This is a genomic window from Treponema sp. (genome assembly GCF_045657965.1).
In the GTDB taxonomy this organism is placed as follows: domain Bacteria; phylum Spirochaetota; class Spirochaetia; order Treponematales; family Treponemataceae; genus Treponema_D.
Genome location: NZ_JAZOUG010000137.1, coordinates 1 through 8,565, shown reverse-complemented (window position 1 = coordinate 8,565; position 8,565 = coordinate 1). Strand labels below are relative to the sequence as shown.

Annotated in this window: 7 protein-coding genes; 1 reads left to right on the top strand and 6 read right to left on the bottom strand. The window is 37.0% G+C overall.

From position 1 onward, the window contains the following. The 3 genes from ACKI5B_RS04970 to ACKI5B_RS04960 form a co-directional block, all read right to left on the bottom strand. Positions 1 to 692 (bottom strand): transcriptional regulator (locus ACKI5B_RS04970; protein ID WP_407426434.1); only part of this gene is annotated, 692 nt, incomplete at its 3' end. Beyond that, positions 692 to 1,411, bottom strand: a complete 720-nt coding sequence (locus ACKI5B_RS04965) for a metallophosphoesterase (protein WP_407426432.1) — start codon at positions 1,409 to 1,411, stop codon at positions 692 to 694. The genes ACKI5B_RS04970 and ACKI5B_RS04965, both read right to left, overlap by 1 nt. Positions 1,412 to 1,420: 9 nt before the next feature. Further along, positions 1,421 to 2,782 (bottom strand): tetratricopeptide repeat protein, encoded by a 1,362-nt coding sequence (locus tag ACKI5B_RS04960; RefSeq protein WP_407426430.1) that lies wholly within the window; start codon positions 2,780 to 2,782, stop codon positions 1,421 to 1,423. A 128-nt stretch (positions 2,783 to 2,910) separates the two neighbouring features. Between ACKI5B_RS04960 and ACKI5B_RS04955 the strand changes: the two genes are divergently transcribed. Next, positions 2,911 to 5,100 carry an OmpA family protein gene (locus ACKI5B_RS04955; RefSeq protein WP_407426428.1) on the top strand — a complete coding sequence of 730 codons (2,190 nt, stop codon included), beginning with the start codon at positions 2,911 to 2,913 and terminating at the stop codon, positions 5,098 to 5,100. Positions 5,101 to 5,128: 28 nt separating this feature from the next. Here ACKI5B_RS04955 and mutL read toward each other — a convergent pair whose 3' ends face one another. The 3 genes from mutL to xseA are packed head-to-tail and all read right to left on the bottom strand — an operon-like array spanning position 5,129 to position 8,552. Next, positions 5,129 to 6,997 carry a DNA mismatch repair endonuclease MutL gene (gene mutL, locus ACKI5B_RS04950; protein WP_407426426.1) on the bottom strand — a complete coding sequence of 623 codons (1,869 nt, stop codon included), beginning with the start codon at positions 6,995 to 6,997 and terminating at the stop codon, positions 5,129 to 5,131. Next, positions 6,997 to 7,299 (bottom strand): exodeoxyribonuclease VII small subunit, encoded by a 303-nt coding sequence (gene xseB / locus ACKI5B_RS04945; protein WP_407426424.1) that lies wholly within the window; start codon positions 7,297 to 7,299, stop codon positions 6,997 to 6,999. Before xseB ends, mutL begins: the two co-directional genes overlap by 1 nt. Before the next feature lie 50 nt (positions 7,300 to 7,349). Then, a complete protein-coding gene (gene xseA / locus ACKI5B_RS04940) occupies positions 7,350 to 8,552 on the bottom strand; it encodes an exodeoxyribonuclease VII large subunit (protein ID WP_407426422.1) in 1,203 nt (400 codons plus the stop codon). Between the last annotated feature and the right edge of the window lie 13 nt (positions 8,553 to 8,565).

Sequence of the window (8,565 nt, the reverse complement as noted above, 5' to 3'; positions counted from 1 at the left end):
GGAAAATAAACAGTTGTCAGCCATGAAATCATAGCCTTGTCCATGCCAATTTCATCTGTTTTATTCATGTTTATATAATACTTATGAGTCAAAATATGATTATAAATTACATCGTATTGACCTGGAACAGAGAAATCCAGTGACCAGAAATCAGTAACATCTCCGAAACCTGTTTCTCCGTAAAAAACACGCTTTTCGTAATTAATTACCTGTTTAGTCATTTTTTTAAGAGAGTCACCGGGTTTTAATTTAATTTCACTTTGAAGAGAAACAATTTCTGCATCAATAAATTCAATTCCTTTAGCTTTTGCAACTGAAACCCTGTGATTACCGTCACGCACAAAATAAAGACCGCCAAGTTCATAAAGTGAAATCGGGGGCAGGGGAATATCATTAATATGAGCCATGTCAATATGTTCCCAGCGGGTTTTTAAATGCATGCTTTTCGGAAAAAATCTGCTGTCAAAATCTTTATAACGGCCTTCACTGCCTACAATTAATTTGACTGGAACAATCTGCATTCCTTTATAAACTTCATTTTCAGGTTTTAAGAGTTTTTTTATATCAGAAAATGAAATTAATGTTGCTTCATCCGGGTTTAAAAAATGCTGTACCTCATTAAAAAGAGCTTTATGCCGTGCTTTTGAAAAATCGTCGTCTGTTTCTGTTGTTGTCTGTAAAAAATCGTTCATTATTCATTCTCCAGTTCTAAAATTGTATGGCTATAGGCATTTACCACGGTAGTGTTTCCAACTTTTGTTTTTCTTGGGGAATTTATATCATAAAGATGTATGTGTCCGTGAACCAGAAAAGTCGGCTGAAAATGTTTTATAAACCAGTTAAAACATTCAAAACCTTTGTGGCATGGATCTTCTTTATCATGAATATGACGTGGGGATGCATGTGTTAAAAAAATATCCAGATATTTACCATATAAAATTTTGTTCAATAAAAGTTTTGGTGTAAGTGATAATAATTTAAAAAACATCTGCCGGTTTGTATATTGATTTAATCCTTTATTATATTCGATAGAACCTGAAACTCCTGCAATTAAAAGCGGACGCTTTTTCCCATTTTGCATTGAAATTTTCAGCGTTTTATCTTTTAAGGTTTTAAATCCGGCATAAATTGCACCAAAACTCCCGCCCATGTCCAGTTCATTATGTTCTTCCTGCCAGGTCGGATGGGGGCCTGTATGTTTTTTTTGTTTGTGATAATAACTGAATTCAGATAAATTATGGTTTCCGAATATAAAATAGGTCTGCTTATTAAGTGTAGATACAATAAAATCTATATAGTCTGAAGGTAAATCTCCAGCACACAAAACTAAATCTATGTCTTTAAAACGCTCTTTTGCCTGAGTGCTGTATACAAGCGGGTCAATCTGATCTGAGACGCATAAAATTTTCATAGAAAAATATTAAATTCCTGCTTTTGATAGTATGTCTTCGAGTTTTTCTTTTCCGACCAGCTCTATAGGACGGTTTTCTGCAAAACGAACTGCTGTTGTCGTGAATTCTGAAGATGTACATGCAATTACTTTGGCACAGTTCTTCGTTTTTGCAAATTCCAAAACACGCCGGATTTCTGAATCTTCGATTGGTTCTGTATCGCGATAAAAAATAATCAGGAAAATCTGTTTTCGCATATTCATCCAGTCGTCTTTTTTCTGTTCTGTTGCTAAAAGCTGTGCACCACGCTTTGTTTCCTCTGCAGTCTGCGTAGCCATGTTAAACCCTGTAAGGGCAGCTTTTTTACAGATTTCAATGAATTCAGCATTTGAACTTGTCAGAAATTCTTTCAGACTGTCGTTTGACTGTAAGTCCTTGTATTCTGACAATTTTGACGGAACATCCTTAAAGTTATGGTTGATTTTTGAGATAATCTGCCATTGTTCGATTGCTTTGTCAATTTTTCTTGTTTTTTCATAGCACGCTGCAAGAAAATAGCGGGCATATAAAGATTCCTGTGATTTTTCATCTTTGGATGCTTTAACGGCTTTTTCAAATTCAAGCTGTGCATTATCAATTGCTCCTGCAAGCATATAGCATGAGCCGCGTTCAATCATGGCTTTCTGTTTGAATTCCGGATCACGGCATGCTTTTTCAAAAGCCTTTACAGCTGCAGGATAATCTTTACCTTCTTTTAAAATTTTGCCAAGGAAGTAGTATGTAGAAAATGTTTCAGGACTTAGTCGGATTGCATAATCAATTGCTTTTTTTGCTTCTCCAAACTGTTTTGCGCGAAACAGAATCATGCCCATTTCAGACCAGGCTTTTACATGCTTTTTATTGAATTTGATTGCTTTCTGAAAAAATCCCAAGGCACTTTCTGCATTATTCTGCTGCTGATAAATTTTACCGCACTGATAAAAATTTTCTGCATTTGTCGGTTCAAGTTTTGTAAGAAGAAGAAATTCTTTTAATGCTTCCTCAAGCTGATTGAATTTTAGATATAACTGGGAAAGCTGGCGTCGGAAGTCTGCTTCTGGAATTCTTGCATCAAAAATTGCATTTTGTGCAACAGTTTTATATTCCATGAGTGCAAGTTCATTTTTATGATCTGCCAGATATGCTTTTCCAAGGTAATAGTGTGCATGATAATCGCGTGAATCTTTTGCAATGAGTGTTTTTGCCAGTTTTTGTGCTGCGGAATATTTCTGCTGTTTAATAAGTTTGTTGATTGAATCAATTTTTTTTGGTGTTGCCAATGATTTTATTACGAATACGCCGAGAAATCCTATAAGAACTACAAGAATCAAAATTACTGCAACAACTATCATAAACTAAAAAACTCCAGTTTGAATATAGTTTTAAAAACAGTTAAATTATATAATAAAATTAAGTAATTATCAATTAGAATTTAATTGCTGGTTTCCGGCGTTTGTGCCGAAAATATTTGAGTAGTTTTATGAAATTTTATTCTGGAAAAATTCTTTTTTTTATTGTCTGTATGTCTCTTTTGTGCAGTTCTGCCTTTTGTCAAAAAAAAATTAAAAAGACTGATTTTGAATCAGGTGAAGAATTATTTCAGCTTAATAAGCCTGAAGAGGCGATAGTTTATTTTGAAAAAGCACTTGAACTGCCTGATGTTAATCCGAATGTATATATTTATCTTGGGGTATGTTATTATCAGATTGAACAGTATGATAAATCCCTTGCAATTTGTGTACGCGGAATGGCTCAGACTGGCACAGATAAAAAAATTCTTGCTTATAATGCCGGTAATTCCTGTTATGCAATGGGAAATTATATGCGTGCTGAAGCAAGTTATGCAATTGCAATTAAAGAGGATGAAAATTATTCTCCTGCAGTTTTGAATATTGCAAATGCTCAGCTGAAACTTGATCATCTTGAAGATTCCCGTGAAAATTACATACGTTACCTTGAATTAGAAACTGATTCACCGCAAAAAGAAAGAATTGAAACAATAATTCAGCTGCTTGAAGGAGAAATTAACAGGCGTGCAAATGAAAAACCTGAACTTATTAATCCGGATTCATTTATTGAAAATGAACAGATGGAAGTACCTGAGAATCCTGAAAAGGTAGTTGAAGAGCTTCCTGCCGAAGAAGAAAAATCAGTTGTTCCTTCAGAGCTTGTAAAAGAAGAAGCGTTTGCTCCTAAAATTGCTGAAATGCCTAAAAAAGAAATAGAGCGGGAAAAAGTTAATCATGAAACTGAAGAAGAGGAAGAAATAAATATTGTTCCTGTTCCTCCTGAATTTGTCGGTTCTGATGCTTTTGCTCCTGAAATTCCTCCTGATCAGCTTCGGCTTGAAGTAAAAATTACTGAAAAAACTGAACCTGTCGGAGAAATCCAAAAAAATGCACCTGTTGAAAAATCTTTAGCTGTAGAAAAAGTTGGAATTGAAGATGAAATCAGGAGATTTGAAGAAGAACGGAAACAGTTTGAAGCTGAAAAAGCAAGATTAGAAATGCAGAAAAAACTCGAAGAAGCAGAAAAACTGCGCCTTGAAGAAGAAAATAAGCGTAAGGCTGTTGAAGCAGAAGCTGCAAGAGTTGCAGAAGAAGCAAGAAAAAAAGCCGAAATGGAAGAAAAAATTGCTGCAGAAAAACGTGCACTTGAAGAAGAAAGACGTAATTTCGAAAAAGCAAAGCTTGATGCTGAAATTGAAGCTCAGAGACGTGCTCTTGAAGAAGAAAAACGCAAAATAGAAGATGCCAAAAAAGCAATGGAAGAAGAAAGAAGAATTCGTGAAGAAGCAGAGAAAAAGAAAGCAGAAGAAAATGCACGAATTGAAGCAGAAAGACGTGCGGCTGAAGAAGCTGAAAAACAGAAAGCTGAAGAAGAAGCACGTAATGCTGAACTTGCTTCATGGCCTTATCCTAAAACTGTTTTAAATATTGAAGGTGCTTATAATTTTACCCCGGATGGGGACGGACAGAATGATATAATTATTTTTTCTCCGAGTGTGGAATATTTAGAAAAACAGCCTGAGTCATGGATTCTTACAGTTTTAGATCCACAGGGAAATATATTTAAAACTTTTAAGGGTAGAGGCGTTTTACCTAAAAAAATTGACTGGGATGGAAAAAGTGATAAAGGTGAGACTGTATTATCTAAAAATACATATACAGCAAAATTGACAGTCAAACCTGGTGAAAAGGACAGAGAGCGGCTTGGAGATATAAATATTGAAACAGCCGCACAAATTCAGACGGGGCTTCTTTTGCAGGTAATAGTTCCTGGAAAAGAATGGAAAATGGTCGTTAACTCAATTAATTTTGTACCAAATGCAGCTTTGGATTCCAATAAACTTTCAGCTGAACAGAATTCCTGGAACAGTGAAACTTTAGATGAAATTGCAGAAGAAATAAAAGGTCATCCTGGGGCAAGTGTTGTAATTATTGAAGGATATGCAAATAATATCAGTGGAACTGACAAAGAAAACCGGGAAGAACTTGTTCCATTGAGTCAATTAAGAGCAGATGCAATTGTTGACGAACTTGTAAAACGCGGAGTAAGTCGTGAACTACTCCAGTCAAAAGGAATGGGCGGAGCAAATGCCCTTGCAGATAAAACTGACCGGGCAAACTGGTACAAAAACAGAAGAGTTGAATTCAGAATAAAAAAATAAATAATCACCAGAAATTATTTTGAGAGTGTTATCTGGTCCGCCTTACACGGTCAAAAAGCTCTTCCTTTGTAAGAGTTGTCCAGACCGGCCGGCCGTGAGGGCAGTGCGGGTCTTTTAATAAAAGTGCTTCTTTTGCCAGGTTTTCAGCAGCTTCAGGTCCTAAAATTGTGCCGTCTTTTACAGCGGCTTTACAGGCTGTCATGGCTGCAATCTGATAAATTATTTCTTCTGGACTTACATGTTTTTCAAAAATTGCCTGTTTTAAATCTTCCTGATTTCCTTTCCAGCGGGCAGGTAGTGAAGAAAAAAGCCATTTTCCGTCTTCTTTTCTGCACTTAAAGCCTGCTGTAGAAAGTGTTGACTGAATTGAAGACATGTATTCATCGTCTTCTTTTGAATCAGTCTGAATTTCAAGTGGTACTAAAAGTTCCTGAGTTTCGCTTCCACCGCTCATAAGTCTGTTGAATAAAATACGTTCATGGGCTGCATGCTGGTCAATCAGATAAAAAACTCCGTTTTTCTGAACCATTAAGAAAGTTCCGAAAATTGTTCCGTAGTAAATAAAATCTGCTTCTTTACGGCTTGAAACAGAACTTCCCGGAATTGAAAAACGCATTTCTTCCATGCTTACATTTTGTTTAAAGCGGATGTTTGTTGATTCATTAAGTCGGCTTTTGTCACCAGCTTGTGACAGTGCATAATCGGCAAGTCGTGAAGAATACGACGGTTTTGAGTGATTGATTTGATAGTTTGCGTTTGTACTTTGGGAGACAGCTTTTTCTTCGCGTTCAAATTCTTTTTCGATTATTGCGTTGAAAAGGGTATTCTGTCTGCTGCGTTCGATTTCTTCCTGAAGCTCTTTTTCGCGTTCAAAGCTGTTTTTAATTCCATAACTTGTAAAATATTCCCGCGTTGCTGAACTTACACCGTGATGAACAGATGAAATGTCTTTAAAGCGAACTTCTTTTTTTGCAGGATGAATGTTAAAGTCAACAAATTTTGGATTTACCTGTAAAAAAAGAGCTGCAACCGGATGAGTCCCGTTCGGGAAAAATCCCTGACAGCCGTACTCGATCGCCTGGAGCAGAGAATATTCCTGAACACGACGGCCGTTTACGAATATAAAAATCTGTTTACGGTCATTTCTGAAAATGCCTGGTTCTCCAATTACAAGAGAAAAGCTCCATTCAGATTTTCCATCAGATTCTAACCCTTTTGATTTTATTTCTGAAAAGAGATTTGTATTTTCTTTTAATTCTAGTGCTCTTGCAAATCTTTCTGAAAGAGTTACACCGCCCGGTAAATCGTGCCTTATTTGTCCGTCAACTTTAAGGCGAAAAGAAATGTCCGGACGTGGAAGAGATTTTTCGATAAAGACTTCACGGCACATCATCGTTTCTGAAGCAGGCCTTTTTAAGAAATTTCTTCGTGCCGGAAAATTTTCAAATAAGCCTTCGCTCATTACGATTGTGCCTTTTCCGTCCTGAACACTTGGAATGTTTTCAATTAAATGGTCTTCTGTAATGCTGGCTTTCATGCGGTAATTTCCGCTTGAAATTGAAAGTCTTGAGACTGCTGCAATTGAAGCTAGAGCTTCTCCGCGAAAACCAAGAGTTGTAAGGTTTAAAAGGTCTTCTGATTCTGAAATTTTACTTGTACAGTGGGGGCGGGCGCAGTTTTTTAAGTCGTCAAGGCTCATTCCCCAGCCATTGTCTGAAATACGGATTTTTTCGATTCCACCGCCTTCGATTTCTACGGAGATTGAGTCTGCCCCGGAATCTACGGCATTATCCAAAAGCTCGCGCACAATTGCTGAGGGTCTGTCAATTACTTCTCCGGCTGCAATTTTTCGTGCAACATCAACTGAAAGAGCGCGTACAGGTTTTCTTTCTGACATTATTGTCTCAATCCTTCTGCTGGAGCGCCTGCGCTTCCCGTTATTGAATCTGCTCCTGAAAATAAATCAAGCTGTGGTTCTATATTGATTTGTGCAGCAGAAGATTCTGGATTTGCTTTTACAGGCTGATTCATAAGAATCTGAATCTTTCCTTCGATTTTTTCGATATCTTTTTCAAGAGTTTTTGCAAGTTTTATGCCTTCTTCGAAACTGGCAAGCGCATCTTCGAGGGAAATATCGCTTTTCCTGATGTTTGCTGTAAGTTCTTCCAGTCTGGAAAGGTTTTCTTCAAATGATTTCATGTTTATATCCTATCAAAAAACGAATAATAAAACCACACAGTTTTCTGCTTTTAATTAACAGTGGCGTAAATTTTACCTTGAGCTGGAGTGATTTCAAGTTTGGTTCCGCTTGCAGCATCAAAGGAATTCCGGACAATTTTCCCGTCTGATGTTCTGACCATCGAATATCCTCTGTTTAAAATTGTCTGAGGACTTGCTTCCTGTAGAACTGTTACGCACTGTGCGATTTGTGTTTTTGTGTCTTTAATTTTTGAATTTATACCGTCAATTAAAGATTCTTTTGCATTTTCGAATCTGTTTAAAAGCGGCTGTTCAATCGAGCGGAACCGGATTTCCATATTGTCTGCATCAAAAGATTTTATCATAAGTTTCAGGCGTTCAACTTTGCCTGAAATCTGATTATAAAATTCTTCTTTGTAGGCGGCTAATCCCTGCAGAATATCGCTTTGTTTTGGAACAACAAGTTCTGCTGCAGCCGAAGGGGTTGGAGCGCGCATGTCTGCTGCATAATCACTTAATGCCCAGTCAATCTCATGACCAACAGCACTTACAACAGGAATTCTGGATTCTGCAATTGCGCGTACAACAATTTCTTCGCTGAATGGCAGAAGGTCTTCAAGCGAACCTCCGCCGCGGCCTACAATTAAGCAGTCGCACATATTAAAATCGTTTGCTGTTTTTATCATGTTTGCAATTGTCTGTGCTGCTCCTTCGCCCTGAACTAAAGCCGGTAAGATTACAACATCAACTCCAGGATTACGTCTTTTCGTTATCTGAAGAATATCACGGAGAGCAGCTCCTGTTGGACTTGTAACAATTCCAATTCTCTTTGAAAATCGTGGAATCGGTTTTTTAAGTTCTGCATTAAAAAGTCCTTCTTCAGCAAGACGTCTTTTTCTTTCTTCCAGAATCTGAAGAATGTTTCCGGCTCCTGCAATTTCCATTTTCGAAATAATAATCTGATAGTTTCCTCTTGGTGCATAAACTGAAACTGAGCCTGTACATTTTACTTTCATGCCGTCTTTTGGGATAAAATTCAGGTTCATTGCTTTTCCGCGGAACATTACTGCACTTATTTGTGCGCCTTCGTCTTTGAGCGTAAAATACATATGTCCGCTTGAATTTGGCCTGTAATTTGAAATTTCTCCTTCAAGCGTAATATTTGAAAACGTTCCTTCAAGTAAATCGCGGATTAATGAGGTTAAATTTGTTACAGAAAATACTGTATCAGGAGGAAAAAATTGCTGTGACATATTAAAAAGTATA